The sequence below is a fragment of the Streptomyces sp. NPDC094032 genome (assembly GCF_040303965.1).
In the GTDB taxonomy this organism is placed as follows: domain Bacteria; phylum Actinomycetota; class Actinomycetes; order Streptomycetales; family Streptomycetaceae; genus Streptomyces.
Genome location: NZ_JBEOUE010000003.1, coordinates 292,195 through 317,075, shown reverse-complemented (window position 1 = coordinate 317,075; position 24,881 = coordinate 292,195). Strand labels below are relative to the sequence as shown.

Below are 24,881 nucleotides of genomic sequence, written 5' to 3'. Positions count from 1 at the left end.
GGAGCAGCCGTGGGGCGTCGGCTCGTACCGCTCACCCTGGACAACCTTCCGGACCTTCCCAAGCGGTGCCGCTCCTGCGTCTTCTGGGAGCTCGATCCGGTGAGCGGAGAGGCCGCCGTGAAGGCCGGCCGCCCGGAGCTGGAGAAGGAGGCATGGATCTCCGCCGTGCTCCTCGAATGGGGTTCCTGCGGCCGGGTGGTCTATGTCGACGAGGTGCCGGTCGGCTTCGTGCTGTACGCGCCTCCGGCGTATGTGCCCCGCTCCACGGCCTTCCCCACGAGTCCGGTTGCGGCGGACGCCGCCCAGCTGATGACGGCCTGGATCATGCCGGGGTACCAGGGGCAGGGGCTCGGCCGGGCGATGGTGCAGACCGTGGCGAAGGATCTGCTGCGGCGGGGCTTCAAGGCGATCGAGGCGTTCGGAGACGCCCGCTGGAAGGAGCCGGCCTGTGTGCTCCCGGCCGACCACCTGCTGGCCGTGGGCTTCAAGACCGTGCGGCCGCATCACGCCTTCCCCCGGCTGCGGCTGGAGCTGAGGACGACGCTCTCCTGGAAGGAGGACGTCGAGCTGGCTCTCGACCGGCTGCTGGGGGCCGTACAGAAGGAGCCCGCGCTGCGGCCTCTGTGACGCTCCCGGCGGAAACGACGGCGGCCCGCCCCCTCGGAAGGGGGCGGGCCGCCGCTGTTTCACGTGAAACAGCGAGAGCGTCAGGCCTTGGCCTCGACGAAGCCGTCGAGGTCACGCAGGATCGCGGCCTTCGGCTTGGCACCGACGATCGTCTTCACGACCTCGCCGCCCTGGTACACGTTCAGGGTCGGGATGGACATGACGCCGTACTTGGCGGCCGTGGCCGGGTTCTCGTCGATGTTGAGCTTCACGACCTCGATCTCGCCGTGCTCGGCGGCGATGGCCTCCAGCGACGGGGCGATCTGGCGGCACGGCCCGCACCACGCGGCCCAGAAGTCCACCAGGACGGGCTTGTCGCTGTTGAGGACGACCTCGTCGAAGTCAGCGTCGGTCACGTTCTTCAGGGCGCCGGCCACGGCGACCTCCTTTATTCGCGGGGTGTGGGGTGAGGTGGCGTAGGGGTCAGACCGCGGGGGTCTCGGCCAGCTTCTCGCTGTCGGCGAGGGCGGCCAGGAAGCGCTCGGCGTCGAGCGCGGCCGAGCAGCCGGTGCCGGCGGCGGTGATCGCCTGGCGGTAGGTGTGGTCGACGACGTCGCCCGCACCGAAGACACCCGTCACGTTGGTGCGGGTGGACGGGGCCTCGACCTTCAGGTAGCCCTCGCCGTCCAGCTCCAGCTGGCCCTTGAAGAGCTCGGTGCGCGGGTCGTGGCCCACGGCGATGAAGAGGCCCGTCACCGGGAGCTCGCTGGTCTCGCCGGTCTTGGTGCTGCGCAGGGTCAGGCCGCTGAGCTTCTGCTCGCCGTGGATCTCGGCGACCTCGCTGTCCCAGGCGAACTTGATCTTCGGGTCGGCGAAGGCGCGCTCCTGCATCGCCTTGGAGGCGCGCAGGGTGTCACGGCGGTGGACGATGGTGACCGACTTGGCGAAGCGCGAGAGGAAGGTGGCCTCCTCGATCGCGGTGTCGCCACCGCCGACGACGGCGATGTCCTGGTCCTTGAAGAAGAAGCCGTCGCAGGTGGCGCACCAGGAGACACCGCGCCCGGAGAGCGCGTCCTCGTTCGGCAGGCCCAGCTTGCGGTGCTGGGAGCCGGTGGTGACGATGACGGCCTTGGCGCGGTGCACGGTGCCGGCAGTGTCGGTGACGGTCTTGATGTCACCGGTGAGGTCCACGGCGACGATGTCGTCCGGAACGAGCTCGGCGCCGAAGCGCTCCGCCTGGGCCCGCATGTTGTCCATCAGGTCGGGGCCCATGATGCCGTCACGGAAGCCCGGGAAGTTCTCCACGTCGGTCGTGTTCATCAGGGCGCCACCGGCGGTGACGGCACCTTCGAAGACGAGCGGGTTCAGCGACGCGCGGGCGGTGTAGAGCGCCGCGGTGTAACCCGCGGGCCCGGAGCCGATGATGATCACGTTACGGACGTCGCTCACGGGTTTCTTCCTCGTCTCTGCAGACTGCCTACTGCCTACGGGGGGCGATCGGATCGGTCACTCTCACCCCACCCAACCGATCCTACGGGGCAAGCATTCCCGAGACCGCCGCGTGGCACGGCGCAGAGCTCACGAGCGCGGCACGGATTCCTTCAGCAGTACATCGGCCGGGGCATTCCCGTTCCCCGTAGCGCATGAGGCGTCGAGCACGTAGAGCTCCACCCGGGTCTTGTCGGCGGTGTCGGGGAGGACGAGGAGGTAGGCGGTCCTTCCCTCGTAGTCGCCCTTCCGGAAGGCGAGGACGGCGTCCGAGCGGTGGGTGCCGGCCTGGACGCACGCGGGCAGGGGAGCGGCCAGGGACCGCTTCTGTCCGTCGCCGCCGCTCTGGGCGGAGAGCGACTCCGGGGTGCTGTTCTGGGGGGCCTTGAAGGTGGTGCCGTCCTGCTGGAGGAGACCTTGGGCGGCGGCCTCGACGGGCTGACCGTCGAAACGGGCGGCACTGGCAGCACTGACAGCGGCGTCGGACGCGGACTTGGTGCCGGCCTCACCGTTGACGTTCAGAGCACCGGACTGGAGGAAGAAGAGCCCCAGCCCCAGGGCCGCGGCGCCGAAGGCCGCACTCAGAGCAGCGACCCGGCGACGACGGCGCCCGTGGGGCCGCCCGGGTCCGGTGGCGGCGGAGGGGCGCCCGGCGGGCCGGTCGGCGGGCCGGGCGGCGGCCGGGGCCTCGGTGGGACGGCTGCGCGATGTTTCACGTGAAACATGCGCGCCGGTGTCCGGCGCTGTGGCGTTCAGAAGGGCTTCGGCGGCCAGGGCGGCGTCGATCCGTCCGGAGATCTCGGCCGGCATCCGGGGCGGCCCGGGAAGGGTGCCAAGGAGGCCCCGGATCTCCTCCAGGGAGGTCCGTACGTCGGCGCAGAGGGAACACGCGTCGAGGTGGAGGCGTACGACCGCGCTACGGGAAGGCGGGAGAAGGCCTTCGGTGAGGTCGGAGATCTCCGAGACGTCGGGGTGCTGGGTCGTGTCGGCCGTGGAAGTCACGCGCGCCCACCTCCGCCCTTCACGGCAGCTGGATTGCTCGGTCCGGTGTCCGTCGGTCCCGGCACCGGTGGGACGGATGTCCCCGGCGTCCGGTTCCTTCCCCTGTCGGGGCTCTCGTTACCCACCGTGTCGCCGCGCAGATGAGTGAGCATCGGCAGGAGTCTGGCCCGGCCGCGCGCACAGCGGCTCTTCACGGTGCCGGTGGGGACGTCGAGGATACGGGCGGCCTCGGCCACGGGGTATCCCTGCATGTCGACCAGGACGAGGGCGGCACGCTGCTCCGCCGGAAGTGTGGCCAGCGCGGCCAGGAGCTGCCGGTGCAGATCCTGGCGCTCGGCGGGGGCCTCGGCGGACTCGTGCGGTTCGAGGAGCTGCTCGAACCGTTCGTTGTCGTCGACGGGGGAGGTCCGGCGGGAGGCCGCCTTCCGTACCCGGTCGAGGCAGGCGTTCACGGTGATGCGGTGGAGCCAGGTCGTGACGGCCGACTGGCCCCGGAAGGTGTGGGCCGCCCGGAACGCCGACACGAGGGCGTCCTGGACGGCGTCAGCGGCCTCCTCGCGGTCGCCGAGCGTCCGCAGGGCGACCGCCCACAGCCGGTCCCGATGACGGCGCACGAGCTCACCGAAGGCATCCGGATCGCCGGCCACATGGCAGGCCAGGAGTTCCTGGTCGCTGCGCTCGTCGCGTATGGCGTCGTCCAACGGTGAGCCCCTCCCCCCGGCGCGGGTCAACTGGTGATCTTGATCTCCGAGATCTGGCCCTTGTAGCCGCCTCCACCGGCCGGCAGGTCGGTGAGCCAGACGAGCACATAGCGCGTCATGACCGGCTTGGCCGCGGAGAGCGACACCTGGGAACCGTGCCCCGAGGCCTGCGTGGTGAAGCCTCCGGCCCTGTCGGGCTGGGACGCGGCGTTCTCCGGCGCGGTCCGCAGTTCGACCGAGGTGCTGCCTTCGAAGGTCACGTCGACCTTGGCGACCTGCTGGACCTTGCCCAGGTCTAGGACGATGCCCACACCGCTCTTCAGGTTGCCGAACTTCGAATACCCGTCGTAGCGCATGGTCGGCCACGACGTCTTCGGGTCGCCGTCGTACGCGTTCTTTATCTGGTCCGAGTTCTCCGCGCCGTCGCCCTCCGGGTCGAAGTCGTGCGCTTCGACGATCGCGACGGGCTTGCCGTTCGGCTTGTCCTTCTCGTCCTCACCCGTCTGCGGCTGGGTGACCGGCGGGGTGTCGCTGCCCTTCGTCTGGTTCAGCAGCCGGTCCGCGATCTGCCAGCTGCCCAGACCCAGGGCGGCGATCAGCAGGGCGGAGACGGCCCACTTCAGCGCCTTGCCCGCACGGCTCTGCAGCGGGGGCGGCGGAACCACGACCGGCTGGGGGACCTGCGGGCGCGGCTGAGGGCGCCCGTACGTGCCCTGCTGGTACGTGGTGCGCTGGTACTCGGGCGGCGCCGGGAGCGGGAACGCTGGCTCCGGCGGGCGGATGCGCGGCATCGCCGCCACGGCCTTGGCGAGCTCGTCCGGGGTGGTGCAGGGCGGCTCCTGACGCGAGGCGGTGGCCCCGTCGTTGGCCAGGGCGCGCATGGCGATCTCGGAGAGCCCGCGGTGGACGCCCGCGCGGACCTGGTCGGGCGGGAGCAGCCCGACGCCCTTGGGGAGCCCGGAGAGGCCGTAGGCGTCGTTGTCGTACGGCCAGCGCTGGGTGAGCGCCGCGTAGAGCAGGGCGCCGATCGCCTCGGTGTCGGTGCGCTGCGGGCGGTCGGCGCTGATTCCGCGCAGGGCGGCGTTCACGGCGAGGCCGCGGATGCGGTACTGGCCGGTGGAGCTGCGCAGGACGGCGCTCGGCGTCAGCCGGAGGTGCGAGAGGCCCTCGCGGTGCGCCGCGGCCATGGCCTGGGAGACCTGGCTGACCAGCTGGTAGGCGTCGTGCGGCTCCATCGGCCCGGCGGCGAGGAGCGCCGTCAGCTCGGTGGAGTCGGGCAGCCACTCGTGCACGACGTACACGAGGTCGTTCTCCTCGACGGCGTCGAGGACCTGGACGAACCGGGGGTCGCCGAGCAGCGCGGAGGAACGGGCCGCGGCCAGCACCGAGCGTGCTCTCGGGTGGTCGGCGGGCAGGATGTGCACGCCGACGGCACGGCGCAGCTTCTCGTCCACGGCACGCCAACTGCTGAAGCCGTCCAGTCGGGTGACGCACTCCTCCAACCGGTAGCGTCGCGCCAACTTGTGGCCGCTGTGCAGCTCCGGTGCCGTGATGGTGGGCTGTTCGCCGCTCTGTGGTTCGCCCGCCTTGTTCTCCGTGGCCTCGGCGGTCGTGACCACCTTCTTCTGCGTTTCCGCCACCCCGTCGGTCGCGGCCTTGTCCGCCTTGGCGGTCAGCGGGTCGTCACCGCTGTTGTCGGCCACGTCGACGGCGGCCGTGCTACGTTCCGCCACCGTCGTTCCTGCCTCCCCATCCGTTGCGCCATATCCAACAGCCATGCCAATTGTGCCCACAGTCCGACGCTATGCACGACACGCGTCGGCAGGCGATGGTTGTGCGAACCCGTCCGTCAGCGTCCCAGACGCCCGCGGACCATGCCGACCATGGAGTTGAGCTCCGCGATCCGCATGCGCTTGGCGGCGACGAAGAAGACGCCGAGGAGGACCGCTCCGCCCACGAGCAGGGCCACCAGCGAGCCGAGGGCCCCCTCGCCCAGCACCTTCAGAAGGGCGAAGCCGACGCCTCCGGCGACGATCGCGGCGGGCAACGACGCGAGGCACAGGCGGGCGTAGGTACGCAGCACATGGGCGCCGTCGAGGTCGCCGCCCAGGCGGTTGCGCAGGCGGCGCCAGGCGACGCCGACGCCGACCGCGTAGGCCAGGCCGTAGGAGGCCGCCATGCCGACCACGGCCCACTGGGCCGGGAGCACGACGTAACAGACGGCGGAGGCGGCCGCGTTGACCGCGGCGACGATGACGGTGTTGTAGAAGGGCGTCCGGGTGTCCTCGTAGGCGTAGAAGCCGCGGAGCACGACGTACTGGACGGAGTAGGGGATCAGGCCGAGGCCGAAGGCCATCAGGATGAAGCCCATGCCCTGGGCGGCCTGCACGCCGCTGGAGGCGTAGAGCAAGGTGCACATCGGGACGCCGAGCGCCAAGAAGGCGAAGGAGACCGGGACGATCGCCACGGCCGAGTTCCGCAGGCCCTGCGAGATGTCGTCGCGGACGGCGCCCGGGTCGTCGTCGGAGGCGGCGCGGGAGATGCGGGGCAGCAGCGCGGCCATGACGGAGACGGTGATGATGGCCTGCGGCATGCCCCAGATGAGCTGAGCGTTGGAGTAGGCCAGGAAGCCGGCGCCGTTCTTGCCGGACTCCTCACCGGCGGCGGTGGCGAGCTGGGTGACGACCAGGACACCGGCCTGGTTGGCGAGCACGAAGAGCACGGTCCACTTGGCCAGCTTGACCGTCTTGCCGAGGCCGTGGCCCTTCCAGTCGAAGCGGGGACGGAAGCGGAAGCCGGTCTCGCGCAGGTACGGGATCATCGCAAGCGCCTGGACGGCCAGGCCGAGCAGGGTGCCGATGCCGAGCAGTCGGATGCCCTCGTCGGGGATGGTCGACACGCCCATGTGGGACTCGGCGGAGGTGCCGTAGACCCAGATGAAGAGGCCGAAGGTGGCGATCATGACGATGTTGTTGAGGACCGGGGTCCACATCATCGCGCCGAACTTGCCGCGGGCGTTGAGGATCTGACCCATCACCACGTGCACACCCATGAAGAAGATCGTGGGCAGGCAGTAGCGGGCGAACGTGACGGCGACGCTGTTGGCCGCCGCGTCGTCGGCGATGGTGTTCGACATCAGCCGGATCAGCAGCGGTGCCGCGAAGACGGCGAGGGCGACGATCGCGCCGAGCGCGACCATCACGAGGGTCAGCAGGCGGTTGGCGTAGGCCTCGCCGCCGTCCTCGTCGTTCTTCATCGAGCGGACCAGCTGCGGCACGAAGACCGAGTTGAGACCGCCGCCCACGGTGAGGATGTAGATCATCGTGGGCAGGGTGTAGGCGATGGTGAAGGTGTCACCGAGCAGGGCGGCGCCCAGGGCGCCGGTGATCACGAGGCTGCGGACGAAGCCGGTGAGGCGGGAGACGAGGGTGCCCGCGGCCATCACGGCGCTCGACTTGAGCAGGCCGGAGGCGCGCCCGGACTTCTTCGGGGCGGGCGCGGGCAGGGGGTTCGGCTCCGTGGAGGGCGGAGGCACCTGGCCCGGCGTCTGCTGGTCCCGGTAGAGGTGGGCGAAGGCGTCGGGCTCCGGCTGGTCCTCCCCCGCCCGGGTCACCAGGTCGTCGACGCCGGTGAACTGGACGGTGCGGGCGTCGTCGCCGTACGGCAGGTGCCGCGACGGCCCGTCGGGCTCGGGCGCCGGGGTCTGCGCCCACACCCGGGGGTCCGGGGCGTGCGGGGGCGCGGCCGGCTGCTGGTAGAGCGGCTGCGGTTCCGCATAGGTGCCCGGCGGGGGCGGCGGGTGCGCGGCGCGGTCGTAGAGCGCCTCGGTCACCGGGTCCTGCGCGGAGAGGTCCCGGCCCTGGTACGGGTCCTGGGCGTAGGCGTCCTGGACGTACGGATCCTGGGCGTACGGGTTCTGCTGGATCGGTGCGTACGGGTCAGGCGCGGGCTGCTGCGGCGGCGGCACCGGCATGGGACCGGGTGCCGGTGCCGCGGGCGTCCCACCGGCGGGCGCGGTGCCGCCCGCGGCCTGACCGCGGTCACCGTCGTACGGCGCGTTCATGGTTACCCCACCTCATCGTCCCCGGCCGACCGGCCACGACATCGCTCAACGGTCCACTTTCTCACCCGGGCCCGACGGGTCGCCGCTTTCGGGACCGGTGTCCGGTGTCGGGTCACTCGGCTGCCCGGGATCGGCGTCCTCGGAGGCCTCGGCAGATGCCTCCGGGTCCGGGTCCGCGTCGGCTTCGGCCTCGCCCTCGGCGTCCGTGCCCGCCTCCGCTTCTTCGGCGTCGGCGTCGGCTTCGGCTTCCGCTTCGGCGTTGCGGGCGGCGGCCCGCTTGCGCTGGGAGTACATCCGCACACCGGCGAGGACCAGCAGGAGCACACCGCCGGCGATGACCAGCATCACCGTGGGGGTGATCTCGGAGACCTTCACGGTGAACTGCATCGGCGGGCCGTAAGGCGTGTTGTCCGCGGTGTAGAGCTGGGCCGTCATCGTGACCGGGCCGTTGGCGTTGGCCGAGGCGGGGAACTTCACCGACTGGCTGTGCCCGCCCTCGATCTTCACCGGGCGCTCGGCCCACGCCTCGCCGTCCACCTGCAGACGGGTCTTGTTGCTGGAGGTCAGCCGCAGCTTCAGGTCGTCCACGTCCTGGAGCAGCCTGTTCTGCACCGTCACGGGGATGGTGGCGCTCCGGCCGGAGAGCGTGAGGTCCGACTTCTCGATCAGCTGCACTTCGCGAGTCAGGCTCAGCAGGTACTGGTGCACGTCCTGGCGGTAGAGCGAGGCCGAGGCCGCCTGACCGCGCCACGAGGTCGACATCTCGCGGCTGATCGCGTTGGTGAAGGGCGGCACCACCCGGTCGGGGGCGGTCAGGATGACCTGGAAGTCGTCCAGCTCCTCGCGGGTGCGCTTCATCTGCTTGAACGCGTCGGCGTCGAGCTCCTGGGCGCGCAGCTTCTTCGGGTAGGCGCTGCCGCGCGGCACCTGCTGGGAGGCGTCCGTGTCCGGCGGGGCCACGGCGGCGCCCATCAGGTCCAGCGGCGTGGTCCAGCGCCCGGGGGCCAGGCCCTGGAGCGCCGTGGCCATGGTCTGCGCCTGTGCGGCGGTCGGCATGCGCTGCGGGGCGACCACGACACTGCGCTGGTCCTCGGGCCGCTCAAGGGTGACCGCGAGCGACTGGGCGAGGAAGGACTGGACGGCGAGGGTGGAGTTCTCGGTCCTGATCAGATCGCCGTCGAAGGCCGTCGAGAGGGTGGCGTCGCTGACGATGGCGGTCGTGCCGCCGCCGACCGGACGCGCCGCGGTCGGCGTGTACGGGAGGTCGTCGCGGAAGCTGTCGCTGCGGGCGATCACGTTGTGCGCGCCCGCCGAGGTGGCGACGGACATGATCGAGGGGTCGACCGCGCCGTCGACGGGCCAGGAGAAGTCGGTGGACGGCTTCACATGGAGGATGGTCTCGACCGTGGTCGTCGCGAGGGCCGTCGCCTGCTGGAGGTGACTCAGCGAGCCGGGGACGTCCTTGCCCCGGTGGGCCAGGGAGGCGAGGTCGGGGTCGGCGAAGGGCAGCGCGACGACCTTCTTGCCCTGGACCGCCCGCTCCAGGGAGTCCAGCCACTCCTCGGCGACGTTCTGGTTCTTGCCCGGGACCTCGGTCGTGCCGCTCTTGACCCGGTACGGCTTGGCCATGGCGTCGACGCTGGCGAGCAGGTCGGGGTCGATCACCCAGGTGACCGGGAGGTTCGTGCCCAGGCTCACCATCTCGTGGAGCCGGCCGCCGGGGGCGATCTCGGCCGCGAGGTCGTCGTTCTCGAAGACCGGGGTCTGCTGGAGGTCCGGGCCCGTCTCGGCGGAGACATGGGTGGTGGAGATCAGCGGCCACAGATAGGTGAGCTGGGTCTTCTTCTCGGTCTCCTCCGGCTGGTACGGGAGGAAGGTGCGCTCGATGCCCAGGACCCGGCTGTAGGGCTGGCCTGCGGTCTGCCCGGTGAGGGAGACCCCGAGCTGGTAGACGCCGGGATCGTCGACGCCCAGCTTGGAGACGGGGACGGAGAGCGTGAAGTCCTGACTGAGCCCGGCTCCCAGCTTCGGGATCTTGACCCGGTAGGCACCGCCGAGTGGATACGGATCGCTGCCGTCCCGGTAGCCACGGCGCCCGGAGACGTCCTCGATCTCGCTGCGGCTGGTCATCCGGGGGCCCACGCGCAGATCCACGGTGGCGTCGGTCACGGCCTGCTTGCCCTTGTTGGTGACCGAGCCGGTGAGGGTGAGCGTGTCGCCCTCCACCGGGGCGCTCGGCGTCAGCGTGTCGACCGACACATCGACGCTTCCGGTGCTGCTCGCGCTCTCGGCGGCCTGCGCCTCGGGCGCGGTGAGGCCCGGGAGGAAGCCCGCCAGCAACGGAGCCGCGAAGGCGAGGGTGATCAGGCGCCGCAAGCGGCGGCGGGCAGGTGAGGGACCGATCCCCTGGATAGCTGCCGCCTCGGCCACGCGTCGCCCGTCCTCGTCGTTGTCTGTGGTGCCTGTGGTGTCGGTGGTTCCCGGTTGCTGTGTCCAGGCATGGTAACGAGGCACGCGGCGGCCAAGTGCCGGGGACTGCTCCAGCCGATCGGGCGAAGGGCTCCGAAGGCGGCCGGGGAAGCGTCGGAAGCGCGGGAAAACGGGGGCATCGGTACGAGCTGGGGCACGTACCCTTTTCTGTTGTGCCGAACGCCAACGAAGACACCACGACTGCACTGAGCCAGGTGCAACACCGCGCGGTCAGTGAACTACTGCGCGTGTCCCCCGTCGCCGACGACCTCGCCCGCCGCTTCCAGGAAGCCGGGTTCAGCCTCGCACTGGTCGGCGGCTCGGTCCGCGACGCCCTTCTCGGCCGTCTCGGCAACGACCTGGACTTCACGACCGACGCCCGTCCCGAGGACGTGCTGAAGATCGTCCGACCCTGGGCCGACGCGGTCTGGGAGGTCGGCATCGCCTTCGGCACGGTCGGCTGCCAGAAGGACGGCTACCTGGTCGAGGTCACCACCTACCGCTCCGAGGCGTACGACCGCACCTCGCGCAAGCCCGAGGTCTCCTACGGCGACTCCATCGAGCAGGACCTGGTCCGGCGCGACTTCACGGTCAACGCCATGGCCGTGGCGCTCCCCGCGAAGGAGTTCATCGACCCGCACGGCGGCCTGGAGGACCTGGCCGCCCGGGTGCTGCGCACTCCGGGAACGCCCGAGGAGTCCTTCTCCGACGACCCGCTGCGCATGATGCGCGCCGCGCGTTTCGCCGCGCAGCTGGACTTCGAGGTGGCCCCCGAGGTCGTCACGGCCATGACGGAGATGGCCGAGCGGCTGGAGATCGTCTCCGCCGAGCGGGTACGTGACGAGCTCAACAAGCTGCTGCTCTCCGCACACCCCCGCAAGGGCCTGGGACTGCTCGTGGACACCGGCCTTGCCGCCTATGTGCTGCCCGAGCTTCCGGGGCTGCGGCTGGAGAGCGACGAGCACCACCGGCACAAGGACGTCTACGAGCACTCGCTGACCGTCCTCGACCAGGCGATCGACCTGGAGGAGGACGGCCCGGACCTGGTGCTGCGCCTCGCGGCCCTGCTCCACGACATCGGCAAGCCGCGCACCCGCCGGTTCGAGAAGGACGGCCGGGTCTCGTTCCACCACCACGAGGTGGTCGGGGCGAAGATGACGAAGAAGCGCATGACGGCGCTCAAGTACTCGAACGAGATGATCAAGGACGTCTCGCGTCTGGTCGAGCTGCACCTGCGCTTCCACGGCTACGGCACGGGCGAGTGGACCGACTCCGCCGTCCGCCGCTATGTACGCGACGCGGGCCCGCTGCTCTCGCGGCTCCACAAGCTGACCCGCTCCGACTGCACCACGCGCAACAAGCGCAAGGCCTCCGCGCTCTCCCGCGCGTACGACGGCCTGGAGGAGCGCATCGCGCAGCTCCAGGAGCAGGAGGAGCTGGACTCGATCCGTCCCGACCTCGACGGCAACCAGATCCAGGAGACCCTGGGGATCCGCCCGGGGCCGGCCGTCGGCCAGGCGTACAAGTTCCTGCTGGAGCTGCGGCTGGAGAACGGGCCGATGAGCCAGGACGAGGCCGTCGCCGCACTCAGGGAGTGGTGGGCGGCTCAGGGCGAGTAGCGCGAGCGCCGCTGTTTCACGCGCGATGTTTCACGTGAAACAGCGGAGGGCCGGCACCGGCGAGGGGCGATGTTTCACGTGAAACATCGCCCCTTCGTCGTCAGGTCCTGTGGGAGCTCCTGACGCTTCTCCATAGCGCCAGCGCGATGGACGCGTAGAGAAGGGCCACGAGGATCACCAGCGGCGCGGACCGGCCGTCCGGCGGCAGCATCAGCGCCGCGACCCCGGCTGCCCCGACGAAGGCGACGTTGAAGAGCACGTCGTAGAGGGAGAAGATCCGCCCGCGATAGGCGTCGTCCACCGAGGTCTGGACGACGGTGTCCGTCGCGATCTTCGCGCCCTGTGTGATCAGACCCAGCAGGAAGGCGGCCACGAGGAACGGCGTCCGGGCGAAGGTCAGCCCGAGAGCCGGGGTGAGCACGGCGGCTGCTCCCGCGCAGAGGGTCATCCAGCCGAACGGCCCCAGCTTCCCGACGGCCCAGGGCGAGAGGACGGCCGCCGCGAAGAAACCGGCACCGGAGGCGGCGACGGCGAGCCCGAGTACGGCCAGGCCCTCCGACTCCGTCGAGCTCCACGCGTACCGGCAGAGCATGAGAACGGTCACGAACAGGGAGCCGTAGCAGAAGCGCATCAGCGCGATGGCGGTGAGCGCCCGGGCGGCCGGGCGCCGCTCGGCGAGATGGCGCAGCCCGCTCGCCAGCCCCCGGGCGGTGGACTTCAGCGCGCTGGACAGGCGGGGCTGGACGCGGTCCGGGTCCGGGCCGAGGAGTCCGCGCGGGATCCGGAGCGAGACGAGCGCGGAGCAGAGGTAGAGGACGGCGCCGAGGAGGACGACGGCCGCGTCGGAGTTGTCGGCGACCAGTCGCACCCCGAAGGCGAGTCCGCCGCCGAGCGTGGCGGCGAGGGTGCCGGCGGTCGGGGAGATCGAGTTGGCGATGACCAGCCGCTCGTCGTCGACGACACGGGGGAGGGCGGCCGAGAGGCCCGCCAGGACGAAGCGGTTGACGGCCGTGACGGAGAGGGCGGAGGCGTAGAAGAGCCAGTCGGGTGGGGAGGCCAGGACCAGCAGCGCGGTGCCGCAGGCGAGGACGGCCCGCAGCAGGTTGCCGTACAGGAAGACCTGGCGCCGCTGCCAGCGGTCGAGCAGGACACCGGCGAAGGGGCCGACGAGGGAGTACGGGAGCAGCAGCACCGCCATGGCCGAGGCGATGGCCGCGGGGCTGGTCTCCTTCTCGGGGGAGAAGACGACGTACGTGGCCAGCGCGACCTGGTAGACGCCGTCGGCGCACTGGGAGAGCAGGCGTACGGCGAGCAGACGGCGGAAGTACCGCAGGCGCAGAAGGACGCGCAGATCACGCACGACGGACATGGCAGCAAGACTCACATACGAAGAGGGCCCCCGGGCAGTGCCACGGGGACCCTCGTCAGTGAGCTGTGCGACCGTCAGGTCAGCGCTCGACCTCGCCCTTGATGAACTTCTCGACGTTGGCCAGGGCCTCGTCGTCGAAGTACTGCACCGGCGGGGACTTCATGAAATACGACGTAACCCACTATCCCGACATCAGAAGTTCTAGCAGGTCAGAGGCCATCTTCTTGCGTTCAGCCTCTGGGAGAGTGGCCAGGATGGGAGAAATTTGGGAGATGATCTTGGGTTGGGGGTTGGCGAAGTGCTCCGTTAGCAGCCCGTCGAGAACACGCACGGGGGACCACGGGCACATCGCCGCTCGCGCGGCCAGGGCCTGGCGCCAAACATCGGTCAGCCCCTGCTTGAGCCGCAGCCGCATGCCGTTGGTGACGTGGGAATAGATGGCCGGCGTCGAGCCGTCGATGTGGCCCATCCGCTCGTCGATCAGAACCTTGGGTGCACCGAGCTCCTCCATGAGCGCCTTACCGGTATGCCGCATCCCATGAGGGGTGAGGTCCCGTTCGATCGGGACCCAGCACGCGTCCGCCTGCGAGGCAGAGTGACGGCCGCGTACCACTTGCCCGGGCCAAGGTTCTGCCCGCACACACACCGGCCGTGGAGGGTCCAGCGTGCCGCGGGAGGGATACCAGCCGCTCGCGGCCGGGACGAAGACGCTGTGCCGGAACTCGCCGCGGCTCCAGTGCGGCATGTACGTCGGCGGGCGGGCGCTGAGCAGCCTCGCTGCGGCGTCCTGCACGCGCGTCCGGGACTCGGCAGATACGGAGCCAGTACCAAGCGCCCGGCTCACCGTAGCGACGCCCACACCGGCCTCAGCGGCGATCTCCGCTCTTGTGATCCGGCTCTCGGGCGTCAGGTAGCTCGATCGGAAAACGAATCGTCGGCCATGGCACGCGCACGGCTCCGGGCGCGTGCGCTTGATGTGACCCCGGACCAGCTGGGTGAGCCAGTCCATGGAGTCGATGGTCCGGAAGCTGTCGTCCTTGGGCGGACACCATATGAGCGAGCCGTCGTTGAGCTCGTACAGCTGCGCTTCGACGCGGAACGTCTCGTCGCGGACATACTTCTCTTCGAGTCCGTTCACCTCGCCCCACCGCATCTGCGTGTAGGTCATGAGCACGATCATGACGAACTCGTCGTCTCGGCCGGTGAGGATAGACGCCCGCTCGGCGAGGAGGAGTGCGCCGAGGGCATCCGTGATCGCCTTCTCGGCCGTGCGAGTCGCCGAGCGGCCGGCACGCCGGCCGCGGCCCCGCCGGCGGCGTGCCGGGTTCGCCCCCTCCAGCTCACCCTCGTCGATCGCATCGTCGAGGATCAGAGCCAGAATCCTCCGGTACGTGGCTACGGATGATGCCGCGTAGAGCTGCCTTTCGGCGAGCTCCCACGCGTCGACCATGGCGCGGGTGATGTCTGTGAGCCGCAGGTGCGCGAAGGCAGGCAACAGGTGCGCCTCGATGTGGCTCTTGTAGTTCTCCATGGTGGACAGGGCCAGTGACTGGCGCGCGTACCAGCGGGCCACGTACTCGCCGAACATGGGCGCCAGGACCACGTCGGCGCCCGCCGGCTTCCCGCCTTCCCTCACCTTGGCTTCTGCATCGTTCGCGGCGCGGCGCGCTTCCCGCTCCGTCCGGTACTTGATTACCCGGCCGGACTCGTCCTTGACGCTCGGGTACGTCCCGTCAGCCGCCTTGTACCGTGCGCGGTAGTAGCTGCCACGCTTCTCGGGAAAGCCCATGTCCCCCTCCTGATGGCCCCCTGATCACGCCTATCGCGGTGCTGCGGCCTGGTGTACGAACTGCGCCAGGCCGAGGGTGAAGATCTCCCCGTGGTGGAGCTGCACGAGGCTGCCCTCGGCGAGCTGCGCCTGGACGGCCGCGTTCATGGCCGCAAGCATCTCCGGCAGGGTGAGCGACGGGTCGATGTAGAACGTGATCTGTCCGGGCCGCTCAACGATCGTCACCGGGAAGAGGGCCGGCATGGGCGCCTCGCGAAATCGGATCATCGGTCCCCCTCGGTGTCGGCTTTCTCGGCGGCCTCGATCATGGCGAGCCACTTCTTACGGTCCTTGGGCTCCATGCCCGCGAGGTGCGCCACGATGATCCGGACGTCATCGTCGTAGCCGGACAGCTCGGTGGCGTCGTAGCCGAGCCACTGAATCGCGGCCGCACGCTTGACCAGGGCAATCGGCTTGCCGATCGCAGCTGCGATTGCTTCGAGTCGGTCTTCCGACGGCGAGCTCGCTACGTTGTTGGTGGCGATCTTCTGCATGTACGGCTTCGAGATCGAGTGGCCGGCCCCCGCCGCCCGATCTGCCATGTCTTGGTAGGACGCGCCAGAATCGTTCGCTTCTCGCACCATGCGACTCAGCTCGTCACGATCCATCTCTCGTGCCAACCGATCCGGGATATGGGTGGCGTCCTGCGATCCGCTTCGGGTGCGTTCCGCTGCCATCGCTGCCTCTCTGGCGCTCGCGAGACCCATGCGTCTCGCGAGCACTGCTTCGTGATTTCCAAAACACCTGTTCAGGCGGGCCGATCGTCCCAACTTGCAGACGAATCGTCTACAGCTCACCGTAGCCGCTGCCCCCGATTTTGCCGAAGATTCACATCCGGCCGTTCTGATTCGTAGACGATTCGTTCCCTTGCGTGCTTAACTGTTCCCGTTCGTAGCCGCAATGGTCTGATTGGGAGACGGTGAGCACCCTTTATCGACTCCGCGACCGTGACGTTCTCAAGTTCGTCATGAAGCACCCCGGGCGCGGGGCGCCGTACAGCGTGGGGACCCTTGCCGAGGAGTCTGGCGTCCCGAGGTCGACGGTTGGCCATCTCGTCTCCGGAGGTCGTGTGACCTGCGGAGTGTTGGCCGCACACGACCTTGCGCAGGCTCTCGGGGTCGGTGTCCTGGTCCTTTTTGCGCCCCCTGCGTCTCCAGAATAGAACGATTCGTCCATCAAAGATGTGAGAGCTGAGAGGAAGTGGGTAGGCGTGAATCGTCGGACCCGTCCGTGCCCGCCGCACGGCCTGATCTATATCGAAGACACCGCGGCTGGCCCCGGGATTGCCAGTCGGCTGGGAATCGCTCCCGGCACCGTGCGCCGGTGGCGCTCCCTGGGACGGGGGCCGGCCACCTTCCGTATCGGTAAGCGGGTGGTTGCCCGGATCAGCGTCATCGACAACTACCTCGTCGAGCGCGAGCGCGAGGGGCTCCAGTCCCACGCGAGGGCTGCCTGATGAGTCGCCTCCCGGTCCTGCACACGCCCGAGGAACTCGCGGCCTCGATGCGCGTCTCGGCCTGGTGGCTGAAGGACCAGGCCAGGAAGGGTGCGATCCCCGCTATCAAGATCGCCGGTGCTTGGCGCTTCACGGAGCAGCACTACGTGCAGATCCTTCGGCAGCACGAGGCCGCTGTCCGTCCCAGCGCTATGCCCCCCACCTCGTCTCGAACGACGGCCACGGAGCGCTACGTCGGGGATCCGGCACCCGTCGCGACCCTTACGCCCCGCACGCCCCGCCGCCGCAGAACCGCGGCCTGAACAAACGGGGGCCGCGCGGACCCAGCCCGGTCCATGCGCGACCCCTCGGCACCTCAACCACGAATCGAGGAACCGTGACTCACCGTACCGAACCCCCTCCCGTCCCCTTCTCCGTCGTCCAGGCCGCGGACGGCACCTGCTGGCGCACCGCCGGCCGCGCGCCCGACGGCGAGCAGCTGTACGTCCTGGACGGGGTCGACGTCGAGACCTGCGCCCGCTGGGTCCGCGTCGGCGAGGCCGAGCTCGTCGAGCTCGTCGGCGCCCTCACGCCGGTCGTCGACCGGACCGAGGCGGGCGCCCGATGATCACCGCCGCCTGCGCCCTCGTCTGGCTCCTGGGTGTGCTCGCCGTCCGATACGCCCTCACCCGCAGCGACCGCCGTACGGGGGGTGGCCGCTGATGAGCACGCGACTCACCGCCGAGCGTCTCGCCGAGATCCGCGCCGGACGCCGCGAGTACCGGACCACCGAGCAGCTGGACCGGGACGTCGCCGCCCTCCTGGACGACCGAGAGGCGCTGCTCGCCGAGCGGACGGGGAAGGGCACCGCGACGACCGGCGGCGAGCTCACCCCGGCGCCGGCCTCCGGCCGCGCGCCCCGCGCCGAGTTGCAGTTCGCGGTGTGGGGCACGGTGCCCCTGCTCGGCGCCTCGCTGTGCGACCTGGACCCCGACTGGTACGGGCACACCTACCGCCAGATCGGCGGCTGGCTGCCCGACATGGTCGGCGTCGAGCTGCCGCACGGCACGGAGCGCCTGGAGCACGCCCACTACCCGGGCCACGTCATGCCCTGCGAGATCAACGTGCAGGTCAACACCCGCCCGACGCCGGACGGGGGCCGCTACATGACCGTCGAGTGGCGCCGCGAGGTCCCGCGATGACCGACCGCGCCCGCTCCCTGCCCCAGCTCGCCGTGGCCTGCCCGACGCGCGGGGCCGCGCCCGGCGAGCCCTGCACCAGCCACGGCGGTACCCGCCCGCGCCGGACCCACACCCACGTCTCGCGGCGCGCCGCGTGGGCCACCTCCCGGAAGGACACCCGCCGATGAACCCCCAGGACCACCACGCCCTCGCCGAGCAGCTGCTCACCCGGGCCGCCCGCTGGATGGACACCACGGGGACGCCCGACCTGACCCTCAGCGAGCGCCTGGCGCACCGGGGCGCCGACCTGGCGGAGGCTCAGGTGCACGCGACCCTGTCGACGCTGCTCCCGGTGCTCGCCCCGGTCGACCTGACCGTCTTCCGCGCGTCCCTCAACTCCCTGCCGCTCGGCCTGTACACCACCAGGGAGGCCGCCCGGGCCCACTGCGAGGTCCTCGTCCGTCGCGACACCACCGGCGGCTACCTCGGCTGGGTCCCGGACCACGGCGGCAACGACGCCTCCGAGGACCTGGTCGTCTTCGGCCCCGACGGCGACGCCGACGGCCCGGTCGAGACGATCACCGGCTACCTGGTCACGCCGCTGACCGTCGCGGCCTCGTACGACGCCGAGGCCGACGAGTGAGCGCCATCCAGACCGTGGCCAGGGACGGCATCGATCACGGGAGCACCCGCGGCTACTACCAGCACCGCGCCCGCAAGGTGCTCCCGTCCTGCCAGCCGTGCAGGGACGCGTACAACGCCGCCAACCGGGCCAAGCGGGCCGAGGCCCAGCGCTGGAACCGCGGCCTCGTCGGCCCGCCGGCGCCGCCCCGGCCGGTCCCGACCGGACGGGAGTGCCCGGCGGACGGCTGCGGCGAGCTCACCAGCATGCCGCAGCCGTCCACCGGGATGGTCGCCGTCTCGTGGCCGGGGTCGAGGGAGCCCGACCGCTGGTACTGCGCCGGAGCGTGCGCCACGTACGGCCGCGCCCTGGCCGAGGTCCGGGCGATCGAGGTCGGCCGTGGCTGACCTGCTCGCGCTCGGCCTCCTCGGCCTGCTGCTCCTCGGCGCCGCGACCCTCGCCGCCGCCCTCGTGTGCGCGACGGTCGCGGCCGGGCGGGCCCTGCGCCGCCGGCCCGTTCCCGAGCCGCTGCCCGCCGCCGAGCTCCCGGCCCCGCGCCTGTTCGTGTGGCTGGCGTGCCACACGCCCCGGTGCGGGCACCTGGAGACCGCGCACTACCCGGCCGGGCCCGGGTACGTGATGTGCGACCAGTGCGGTACGCACCGCCGCGCGCCCTCGTCGTGAGGCGCCGCCCGCCGCCGTGTGACCGCGTCGGGCCCCATGGCCTCGCGCGCGCCCGCCTGTTCGTCACCGGCTGGTGCTGCGACCGCCACACCCCCGCCGCCCTCGCCGGGCGCCCCGAGGCGCCGCCCGGGCCCGGCTGGCCGCCCGGCGCCTACATCTACGCCACCCCCAGCACCCGCACCACCACGGAGTAGCTCATGAGCACCATCCCGACCCCGGCCGACGTCTTCCGCCGCCAGGCCCACCCGCTGATCGCCCCCGGCCCCCACGACCCGGCCGTCGACGCCCCGTTCCGCCGCCTGTACGAGCGAGGGATCACCGGCTCCCGGCTCATCCCGACCACGCAGTTGGTCGCGCTCACCCTCGCGTCCCACGCCGACTGGACCACCGGCCGGATCCCCGACGGCGCCCAGCCGCACCTCGACGGCCTCGTCGCCGAGACCGCGCTCTCCGCCGGACGCGTCGTCGTCTCGCTCCAGATCCTGGAGAACCGCGGCTGGATCCGCCGACCGGAGCGCCGCGAGCGCTGGAACACCGCGCCCACCGAGCTCACCATCCCGGGCCCGATCCTGCGCCGCCTCCGCGAGCAGCACCCGGCCTGACCGGCCCCGGCCGGGGCCCCGCGCCCCGGCCCGCCCGGTCCCGCACCAAACGAGCAAGGAAGGACGACGTCGTGTCCAGCGATCACGTGCAGTCGGTCCGCAACGCCTGGATCAACCAGGTCAGGGACGAGGCGTTGCGCGCGCGGCGACCCGAGGTCTCCAAGGCCGCCCACATCGGGATCCTGATCGCCACGTACGCCAACGCCGACGGCTCCAGGGCGTTCCCCTCGAACGCCACCCTCGCCGCGGTCGCTGGCGTCAGCGAGGAGACCGTCACCCGGTGCGTGCGGCTGCTCCTGGCCGTCGAGCTCCTCGCCCGCCGGCGCCGCCCCAACCAGTCCTCTGTCTATCAGCTGCTCATCCCCTCCGCGCGCATCAACTGGGGCGAGCACCTGCACATATGGGGCGAGACAAGGCAGGCCAAGGCCCGGCGCAAAGCAAAGGCCGAGGCGCTTGCTGAACGGGAATCCGCCGAGGACCGGAACCCGTCCGGGGACGCGTCCCGGAACCCGTCCCCGGACGAGGTTCCGGAACCCGTCCCTGGCGGGGCTCCGGACACATCCGGTACCCGTCCCCGGACGGGTGCGGACACCGTCCCCGGACGCGGTCCGGAACCCGTCCCCGGCGGGGGCCTACCAGTTCCCCCTACTTCCAGTAGGGACCCACAACCTGACCAGACGACGGCCGATCATCCACCTCAGCCACAGGACGCGCGCGGGCGCGCGAGCGAGGAAACGATCCCCCAGCCCCAGCCCCAGCCCCAGCCCGAGGAGCACCGCCGCTGCGCGGACGGCTGCGGCCAGCCCGTCATCCGGCCCGACCGCACGGTGTGCACCGGATGCGAGCGCCGCGCCCAGAACACCAGTACGGGCCCCGTAGTGCCGGTGCAGGGCGCGTTCCTCATGGTCATGCCCTCCAGCGGCACCCCGGACGCCCCCAGCGCCCCACGGGCCCCTCACGCCCGCACCGACCCGTTCGCCCCGCTGCGGACCTGCGGCTGCGGGCGCGACTACCGCGCCCCCGAGCCCGGCCGCTGCGACGACTGCCTCGCCGCCGAGCGCGAGTACACCGCCGGCACCGCATGACCCACCGACCCACCCCGGAGACCCGATGACCACGCCTCAGGGCTCGACGCCGTGCCCGTCGTGCGGCAAGCCCATCCGCTGGGCCGTCACCGCCGCCGGCCGCCGCCAGGCCCTCAACGCGAACCCCGACCCGACCGGCAACGCCGCCGCGTACACCGACGGCACCGGCCGCCTGCGCGTCCGCGCCCTGACCGGCGAGCGCCCGGCCCTGGAGCACGCCGAGTGGCGCGCCATGCCGCCACGCCGCCACCTGCACCCGCCCCCGGCCCCGCCGCGCCGGGCCCCGGCAGACCAGCGGCGTGCGGCCCGCGCCGTGGCGGGGGTGGCAGCGGTGAGCACCACCCGCGCCACCGCGCCCGAGGAACACGGCGCCGACTGGCGCGAGTTCGGGCTGTGCCGCCAGGTCGACCCCGAACTCTGGTGGCCGGAGAAGGGCTCCTCGACGGCCGCAGCGCGGAAGATCTGCACCGCCTGCGAGGTCCGAACTCCCTGCCTGGACTGGGCCCTTGAGACCGGCGAGCCGGGCGTGTGGGGTGGCACCACCCCGAACCAGCGCAAGGCGATCCGCCGCGCCCGCAGCCCTCTCCGCCAGGCCGCCGAACCGCCTCGCACCGCCGCCTGACTCTCCCGCCTTCACTACCAGGAGCACCACGTGCCCGAGCACTACCCGACCATCGGGGCCGCGATCGGCGCCGCCCTCACCCACAACGCCGCCATGGCCGCGCGGAACCACACCACCCGCCCCGTCGAGCAGGAGCTCGGCGCCGGCAGGAACGCGCGGCTCGTCGCGGACATGGAGCGCCTCGGCGGATACCTGACGGCCGCCCGCCGCGCCTGCGGCGCTCCGTCCTGGCCCGACGTCCCCCGGGCCATCCGCCGTCTCGTCGTCGAGCGCGAGCGGGGCGTCCGCTACCGCCTGGCCTGGCGCAGCGCCCGCGCCCGGGCCCGCCGCGCCGAGGCCACCGTCGCCCGCGTCCTGGCGTGGTGCGACGACCTCGACGCCCTCCTCGTCGCGCGCCACATGGACCCGTACGCCGAGCACCCCCACGCCGTCGCCTTGCGGGAGCTGATCAGCCGCCACCCGGAGGACTCGTGAGCACCTGCCTGATCTGCACCCACTCCGCCGACCAGCCCCGTACGGCGTGCGCCCGGTGCGGCGACCGCCTGCGCGGCTGGCTCGCCGAAATCCCTCGACAGGTCGTCCTTCTGAGGGCGTCCCTGGAGCTCGGGGTCCGCCCCGCCCAGGGGTACGGCGGCGCCGGCCGTGCGCACGCCCCGCTACCCGTACGCGCCGACGTCCTCACCCTCCTCGGCCCCGCCGCGCCCGGCCCCGTACGGGACACCGCCGGCGACCAGGACGGGCCGGCCCCCGTCCACGCGATCCTGCACGCGTGGGCCGACCAGCTCGCCGACGACCTCGGCCACAACCTCCCGCCCATCAACCCTCGCGCCCCGTACGCCGCCTACCTCGCCCGCCACCTCGACCACGTCCTCCGTGCGTCCTGGGTCGCGCTGCTGCATGCCGAGCTCGCCGACGTCGTCCGCCGGATCCGGGCCATCACGAGCACCGAGCCCCGCCGCCGCCACCTGGACGCCCCCTGTCCCTCGTGTGCGTGCTTCGGCCTCGGGCTCACCGACTGGCAGCGGTACGTGGACTGTTCGGCGTGCGGCCGGCTGCTCACCCCCGAGGAGTACGCGGAGCATCGCGCCGCCGTCATGCCGGGCCTCGCACGGATCGGCATCCTCCTGGCCGCCGCCCAGCACACCCGGGAGGCATCGTGACGACCGCTGCGGCCCTGCCCGCCCACATCGCCGAGCGACGCCGCCAGGTCGCCGAGCTGCGGCGGGACAAGCTCACGATCCGGGACATCGCCAAACGCATAGGCGTGGGCCGGACCACCGTCCAGCGGGACATACACGCTCTGGAAGAGGACATGCAGACCCCTGCCGACCAGGACGAAGGGACGCCGGACGAGGCTGTCCCGCCGGGGCCCGAGGACACGGTGGGCCCGGACGGGACGGACGGCGGGACGGTGTCCGGCCGTCCCCAGGCCATGGCGCCCATGTCCCTCATCCTCGCCGCCGACCCGGCGCTCCTGGACGACCTCGCCGTACTGACCAGCACCGGCATCTGCCCCGAGGCCGCGGCTAGGCACGCCATCGGATTCATGGCCGCCGCCTACCGCCAGGCATGGGACGCCGGCATCTACCCCCACACCACCACCCCTGTGATCGGTCATTACACGTTCGCCACCCAGCGATCCACCCGAACTGAGGACAACTCCCCTACGCCGTAGGGATGATGACCCAAGGAGGACTGCATGACCCGAGACCTTCGATCGCCCCTGCCCCTCAGCACGTCGCCCGAGTACTACCTGCGGCTCGCCCGCAAGGGCGCCGCCGCTCGGGGCCAGCTCCTCGTCGAGCGCTACCGCCCCAGCGACGTCCGCCTGGAGGAGTACCTGCGCTTGCTGTACGGCGCCGTCATCTTCAACACCCCCGCTCTCGACCTGGAACCCCACGTCCTCAGCCTCGTCGTACGCACTGAGGACCAGCGGGCCCTCGACAACGTCGACCGGCTCTTCAACCTGCTGGACCGAGCGGCCCTCGCTTTTGCCTCCCTCGACGGTCCCACCCACACCGAGCGCCTGATCACCTACGCCAACCACGTTGAGCACACGGGCGCCCTGCGCTCCCATCCTCTGCATCAGTTCGCCGACATGCAGGTCAGCAACGCCCTCAGGTCCCACCGCATCTCGTCGGATGTCATGAGGGCCGTCGGCTTCCCCCGCGCCGCGGCTGTCGACCTGCTCACGGCTGTGGTGCGCCACGCCGAGGCGCTCCCCCCTGCCCCGCCGGCGCTGAACCGTGAGGCGATCTACCGAGGGCCCGACGGCAGCCACTACGTGATCGACAGCTACACCTCCCGCGGGCTCCTGGTGTTGCTGCGCCCCGTCAGCCAGGACCCGGACACCCGCGAGTGGAAGCAACCGCGGGACAGGTCGACCGTGGAAGTCCCCGAGGACACGGTCCGGCAGTACACCGTGGTGCCCCGTGAACCGCTGGCCGACCCCCGCATCACACGGCTCGGCACGCTGGTCCGCGACCTGTTGGCCGCGTACGAGACCGCCGCCGGACACCCCTTGGGCTCGGCCAAGGAAATCCGGGCCGCGCTCGCCGCCGTAGAGGCCATCCCCGGTGAGACACGGGCCCGTCAGTACAGCGCCTGGTCCGCCGGGAACCGGAACGGGTACAGCAGGGGCCGACGCCGCAGGTGACACGCCCCGCGGAATGCCGCTGGACATGATGGCCACGTAGCGCAACACTGATGCCAGCACCACACGTGTGCCCACACACCACCACGGCCCCCGCCACAGCAGCGGGGGCCGTCGCCGTTCCAGGAGGTGACCGTGGCCGACCTGTACACCGCCGCCGAGGCCGCCGCCCACGCGACCCAATGGCGCCGCTTCCTCTCCGCCGGTGCCGCCGCCGTCACTCCAGCCACCATCCGCTCCTGGGTCAACCGCGGCCACCTCACCCCCACCGGCCTCGACCACCGAGACCGCCCCCTCTACGCCCACAGCGACATCGCCCGCGCCGAGGCCGCCACCCGCGCCCGCGCCCTGCGCCTCGTCGGTGTCCCCGAGACCACCTAGGTCACAGGACGATCAACCAGCCGCGCGCCGCCCAGCCGTCGGCGAGGCTGTCCGAATGCGCAGGAACCTGACCACCATCCTCATCGCCACGGCCACGCTCGCCCTCACGCTCACTGCGTGCGGGAGCAGCGACGAGACCGCCGCCGACAAGCCCCCAGCGACGAGCACCACCCCCGACCCCACCATGAGCAAGGCGTTGGAGAAGGCCGGCATCCCGGCCAAGCCCGAAGGGGCTGAACGCGTGGCCCTGCTCGCCGCACTCAAGGCCGTGAACCCCGCGCTCGTCGCCGACGAGGACAAGGCCATCAGCAACAGCCGCAACCAGTGCTCGACGATCAACGGCGGGGGCAACGCCCAGTCCACCGCGAAGGCCCGGTTCAGCACGAACGAGCACGAGGTCACCGACGCCGAGGCCGTGGCGATCAACGCCGCCCTGAAAGCGACCCTCTGCGGCTGACCCGCCCCTCTACC

30 protein-coding genes are annotated in these 24,881 nt (G+C 71.4%); 19 read left to right on the top strand and 11 right to left on the bottom strand.

The features are described 5' to 3' along the window. Positions 1–9 precede the first annotated feature (9 nt). Positions 10–627 (top strand): GNAT family N-acetyltransferase, encoded by a 618-nt coding sequence (locus ABTZ54_RS07800; protein ID WP_351658417.1) that lies wholly within the window; start codon positions 10–12, stop codon positions 625–627. Between the two features lie 80 nt (positions 628–707). Here the strand turns inward: ABTZ54_RS07800 and trxA are convergent, their stop codons facing one another. The 7 genes from trxA to ABTZ54_RS07765 all read right to left on the bottom strand — a co-directional run bounded on the left by trxA (position 708) and on the right by ABTZ54_RS07765 (position 10,290). Next, positions 708–1,043: a thioredoxin gene (gene trxA / locus ABTZ54_RS07795; RefSeq protein ID WP_351658414.1), complete on the bottom strand. Its 336-nt coding sequence runs from the start codon at positions 1,041–1,043 to the stop codon at positions 708–710. 46 nt (positions 1,044–1,089) lie between these two features. Beyond that, positions 1,090–2,055 carry a thioredoxin-disulfide reductase gene (trxB, locus tag ABTZ54_RS07790; RefSeq protein WP_351658411.1) on the bottom strand — a complete coding sequence of 322 codons (966 nt, stop codon included), beginning with the start codon at positions 2,053–2,055 and terminating at the stop codon, positions 1,090–1,092. Positions 2,056–2,184: 129 nt separating this feature from the next. Continuing rightward, positions 2,185–3,096, bottom strand: a complete 912-nt coding sequence (locus tag ABTZ54_RS07785) for an RsmA family anti-sigma factor (RefSeq protein WP_351658408.1) — start codon at positions 3,094–3,096, stop codon at positions 2,185–2,187. Then, positions 3,093–3,797 (bottom strand): RNA polymerase sigma factor SigM, encoded by a 705-nt coding sequence (sigM, locus tag ABTZ54_RS07780; protein ID WP_351658405.1) that lies wholly within the window; start codon positions 3,795–3,797, stop codon positions 3,093–3,095. The genes ABTZ54_RS07785 and sigM overlap by 4 nt, the downstream gene beginning before the upstream one ends. A 26-nt stretch (positions 3,798–3,823) precedes the next feature. Next, positions 3,824–5,530, bottom strand: a complete 1,707-nt coding sequence (locus ABTZ54_RS07775; protein ID WP_351658403.1) for a protein kinase family protein — start codon at positions 5,528–5,530, stop codon at positions 3,824–3,826. A gap of 116 nt (positions 5,531–5,646) precedes the next feature. Then, complete coding sequence (gene murJ, locus ABTZ54_RS07770; protein ID WP_351658400.1) at positions 5,647–7,860, bottom strand: murein biosynthesis integral membrane protein MurJ; 2,214 nt, start codon at positions 7,858–7,860, stop codon at positions 5,647–5,649. A 45-nt stretch (positions 7,861–7,905) separates the two neighbouring features. Further along, positions 7,906–10,290 (bottom strand): DUF6049 family protein, encoded by a 2,385-nt coding sequence (locus ABTZ54_RS07765; protein WP_351658397.1) that lies wholly within the window; start codon positions 10,288–10,290, stop codon positions 7,906–7,908. Positions 10,291–10,502: 212 nt separating this feature from the next. Between ABTZ54_RS07765 and ABTZ54_RS07760 the strand changes: the two genes are divergently transcribed. Then, a complete protein-coding gene (locus ABTZ54_RS07760; protein ID WP_351658395.1) occupies positions 10,503–11,948 on the top strand; it encodes a CCA tRNA nucleotidyltransferase in 1,446 nt (481 codons plus the stop codon). Between the two features lie 100 nt (positions 11,949–12,048). On the opposite strand, the gene ABTZ54_RS07755 is transcribed toward ABTZ54_RS07760, so the two are convergent. The 4 genes from ABTZ54_RS07755 to ABTZ54_RS07740 form a co-directional block, all read right to left on the bottom strand. Continuing rightward, positions 12,049–13,317 carry an MFS transporter gene (locus tag ABTZ54_RS07755; protein ID WP_351658392.1) on the bottom strand — a complete coding sequence of 423 codons (1,269 nt, stop codon included), beginning with the start codon at positions 13,315–13,317 and terminating at the stop codon, positions 12,049–12,051. A 181-nt stretch (positions 13,318–13,498) separates the two neighbouring features. Continuing rightward, a complete protein-coding gene (locus ABTZ54_RS07750; RefSeq protein ID WP_351658389.1) occupies positions 13,499–15,106 on the bottom strand; it encodes a LacI family DNA-binding transcriptional regulator in 1,608 nt (535 codons plus the stop codon). Between the two features lie 30 nt (positions 15,107–15,136). Then, entirely contained in the window at positions 15,137–15,373 is a 237-nt protein-coding gene (locus tag ABTZ54_RS07745; protein WP_351658387.1) for a hypothetical protein, read from the bottom strand. Next, positions 15,370–15,822, bottom strand: a complete 453-nt coding sequence (locus ABTZ54_RS07740) for a hypothetical protein (RefSeq protein ID WP_351658385.1) — start codon at positions 15,820–15,822, stop codon at positions 15,370–15,372. The genes ABTZ54_RS07745 and ABTZ54_RS07740 overlap by 4 nt, the downstream gene beginning before the upstream one ends. A gap of 533 nt (positions 15,823–16,355) precedes the next feature. Between ABTZ54_RS07740 and ABTZ54_RS07735 the strand changes: the two genes are divergently transcribed. The 17 genes from ABTZ54_RS07735 to ABTZ54_RS07655 all read left to right on the top strand — a co-directional run bounded on the left by ABTZ54_RS07735 (position 16,356) and on the right by ABTZ54_RS07655 (position 24,867). Continuing rightward, the gene (locus tag ABTZ54_RS07735) at positions 16,356–16,601 is read left to right on the top strand and encodes a helix-turn-helix transcriptional regulator (protein ID WP_351658382.1); all 246 of its coding nucleotides are present in this window, start codon (positions 16,356–16,358) and stop codon (positions 16,599–16,601) included. Between the two features lie 376 nt (positions 16,602–16,977). After that, entirely contained in the window at positions 16,978–17,208 is a 231-nt protein-coding gene (locus ABTZ54_RS07730) for a hypothetical protein (protein ID WP_351658380.1), read from the top strand. A 94-nt stretch (positions 17,209–17,302) separates the two neighbouring features. Continuing rightward, the gene (locus ABTZ54_RS07725; RefSeq protein WP_351658378.1) at positions 17,303–17,782 is read left to right on the top strand and encodes a hypothetical protein; all 480 of its coding nucleotides are present in this window, start codon (positions 17,303–17,305) and stop codon (positions 17,780–17,782) included. After that, positions 17,779–17,949, top strand: coding sequence for a zinc finger domain-containing protein (locus ABTZ54_RS07720; protein ID WP_351658375.1), 171 nt, complete (start codon positions 17,779–17,781; stop codon positions 17,947–17,949). The genes ABTZ54_RS07725 and ABTZ54_RS07720 overlap by 4 nt, the downstream gene beginning before the upstream one ends. Next, positions 17,946–18,404, top strand: a complete 459-nt coding sequence (locus ABTZ54_RS07715; RefSeq protein ID WP_351658371.1) for a hypothetical protein — start codon at positions 17,946–17,948, stop codon at positions 18,402–18,404. The genes ABTZ54_RS07720 and ABTZ54_RS07715 overlap by 4 nt, the downstream gene beginning before the upstream one ends. Further along, a complete protein-coding gene (locus ABTZ54_RS07710; RefSeq protein WP_351658368.1) occupies positions 18,401–18,790 on the top strand; it encodes a hypothetical protein in 390 nt (129 codons plus the stop codon). Before ABTZ54_RS07715 ends, ABTZ54_RS07710 begins: the two co-directional genes overlap by 4 nt. Continuing rightward, positions 18,783–19,067 carry a hypothetical protein gene (locus ABTZ54_RS07705; RefSeq protein ID WP_351658365.1) on the top strand — a complete coding sequence of 95 codons (285 nt, stop codon included), beginning with the start codon at positions 18,783–18,785 and terminating at the stop codon, positions 19,065–19,067. The genes ABTZ54_RS07710 and ABTZ54_RS07705 overlap by 8 nt, the downstream gene beginning before the upstream one ends. Then, positions 19,064–19,261 carry a hypothetical protein gene (locus ABTZ54_RS07700; protein ID WP_351658362.1) on the top strand — a complete coding sequence of 66 codons (198 nt, stop codon included), beginning with the start codon at positions 19,064–19,066 and terminating at the stop codon, positions 19,259–19,261. The genes ABTZ54_RS07705 and ABTZ54_RS07700 overlap by 4 nt, the downstream gene beginning before the upstream one ends. Positions 19,262–19,264: 3 nt before the next feature. Then, a complete protein-coding gene (locus ABTZ54_RS07695; RefSeq protein ID WP_351658360.1) occupies positions 19,265–19,669 on the top strand; it encodes a hypothetical protein in 405 nt (134 codons plus the stop codon). A 71-nt stretch (positions 19,670–19,740) separates the two neighbouring features. Further along, the gene (locus tag ABTZ54_RS07690; protein WP_351658357.1) at positions 19,741–20,754 is read left to right on the top strand and encodes a helix-turn-helix domain-containing protein; all 1,014 of its coding nucleotides are present in this window, start codon (positions 19,741–19,743) and stop codon (positions 20,752–20,754) included. Positions 20,755–21,076: 322 nt separating this feature from the next. Further along, on the top strand, positions 21,077–21,376 hold the full coding sequence (locus ABTZ54_RS35690) for a WhiB family transcriptional regulator (protein ID WP_502997203.1): 300 nt from the start codon (positions 21,077–21,079) through the stop codon (positions 21,374–21,376). A gap of 30 nt (positions 21,377–21,406) precedes the next feature. After that, entirely contained in the window at positions 21,407–21,850 is a 444-nt protein-coding gene (locus ABTZ54_RS07680; RefSeq protein WP_351658350.1) for a hypothetical protein, read from the top strand. Beyond that, the gene (locus ABTZ54_RS07675) at positions 21,847–22,536 is read left to right on the top strand and encodes a hypothetical protein (RefSeq protein ID WP_351658348.1); all 690 of its coding nucleotides are present in this window, start codon (positions 21,847–21,849) and stop codon (positions 22,534–22,536) included. The genes ABTZ54_RS07680 and ABTZ54_RS07675 overlap by 4 nt, the downstream gene beginning before the upstream one ends. Further along, positions 22,533–23,051, top strand: coding sequence for a helix-turn-helix domain-containing protein (locus ABTZ54_RS07670; protein ID WP_351658346.1), 519 nt, complete (start codon positions 22,533–22,535; stop codon positions 23,049–23,051). Before ABTZ54_RS07675 ends, ABTZ54_RS07670 begins: the two co-directional genes overlap by 4 nt. A gap of 24 nt (positions 23,052–23,075) precedes the next feature. Further along, positions 23,076–24,032 (top strand): hypothetical protein, encoded by a 957-nt coding sequence (locus ABTZ54_RS07665; protein WP_351658344.1) that lies wholly within the window; start codon positions 23,076–23,078, stop codon positions 24,030–24,032. A 132-nt stretch (positions 24,033–24,164) separates the two neighbouring features. After that, the gene (locus ABTZ54_RS07660; RefSeq protein ID WP_351658341.1) at positions 24,165–24,410 is read left to right on the top strand and encodes a MerR family transcriptional regulator; all 246 of its coding nucleotides are present in this window, start codon (positions 24,165–24,167) and stop codon (positions 24,408–24,410) included. Between the two features lie 55 nt (positions 24,411–24,465). Beyond that, on the top strand, positions 24,466–24,867 hold the full coding sequence (locus ABTZ54_RS07655) for a hypothetical protein (protein ID WP_351658338.1): 402 nt from the start codon (positions 24,466–24,468) through the stop codon (positions 24,865–24,867). The last annotated feature ends 14 nt before the right edge of the window (positions 24,868–24,881 follow it).